Source organism: Vibrio sp. Vb1554, assembly GCF_033344235.1.
In genome coordinates, this window is record NZ_JAWPOJ010000235.1 from 1 (window position 1) to 1,289 (window position 1,289).

The 1,289-nt window shown below is 46.9% G+C and carries 2 protein-coding genes; both read right to left on the reverse strand.

The window, feature by feature from the left end:
- On the reverse strand, nt 1-821 hold an 821-nt coding region (locus R8N28_RS25250), incomplete at its 3' end, for a secretin N-terminal domain-containing protein (protein WP_318183666.1).
- Between the two features lie 36 nt (nt 822-857).
- Nucleotides 858-1,289 (reverse strand): type II secretion system protein GspC (gene gspC, locus R8N28_RS25255; protein WP_318183667.1); only part of this gene is annotated, 432 nt, incomplete at its 5' end.

Sequence of the window (1,289 nt, forward strand, 5' to 3'; positions counted from 1 at the left end):
TTTGCATACTTAAGGTAAACCACTCGGTTGTTACCTTTCGTTGCCATTTCTACGTCAAGTTGACGAATCAAACGTTTCAGGCGTGCACGTACTTTCGGATCGCCAGAAATCAGGATCGAGTTCGTACGCTCATCCGCGACGATTTTTGGCTCAAGAAACTCAGGCGTACTCTTTTGGTTGGTCGTTTTGTTCAGGGCCTCTACGATACGAACCATTTCAGCAGCCGAGGCATTGCGAAGCTCTACTAGCTCGATCTCTTTGTCACCAGCTTGGTCAACGCGTTTGATGATTTCTGCTAGACGGTTTACTACCGCTGCACGACCGGTGATCAGGATGATGTTGGCTGGATCGTAATGAACCACGTTACCCGCCCCAGCGTTATCAATCAGCTGGCGCAATAGCGGTGACAATTCACGAACAGAGACATTTCGCACAGCAACCACACGAGTGATGACGCTATCGCCTTTTGCGCTGCCATCACCCATAACAGGGATTGCAGAGGTCTTAGAGTCTTTTGCTTTGAGGACTTTGAGTACGCCGTTGTCCATTTCTACGACTGCATAGCCGTACACTTCCAACACGTTAAGGAAGAAGCTGTAATATTGCTCTTCGTTTAACACGTCGTAGCTGCGAACGTCGATTTTACCGCGCACCGAAGGGTCAACGATGATGGTCTTTTCTAAGTTACGACCAACAATGTTGATGAATTCTTGAATGTCAGTGCCTTTGAAACTCGCACTAAATTCATTTGCCATCGCGCCTGGAACGCAGAGTAGACTCCCTGCCAGTAACCAAGCACTTTTGCTAAACCAATGTTTCACGTATGTCTCCCTGAACTTACGCTGGTTGCCTAAGTATTACAATTGGATATAGATGTCGTACTGCTGACCATCTCGCTCAACAGTCAAATTCAGTTCTTGCGGATCGCTCATCACTTGCATCAGTTGTACTGAAGAAGACGGGTCACTTAAATCGATCCCATTAAGTTGCACCGCAATATCACCAGGTTCTAGACCCACATCATTAAATAACGCCGCATCACGACCCGGAGAAACTCGGTAGCCAATAATGGCGTCGTCTTTTTTCACTGGAGAAATGGTGATGTATTTAAAGACACTCTGTGGATCTTTCGCAATCTCCTCTCGGATTTGCTCTAGTTTGTCACTCACGTCTGACGCAGGTTCTTTCTGTGCAGCTTGCACTCGAGTAGCCTGCGGCGATTCTGACAATTTTTTATACTCAACGCCTTCCAGCATTAGAGTTTCATCTCGGCCTTCGTTATCGATGAT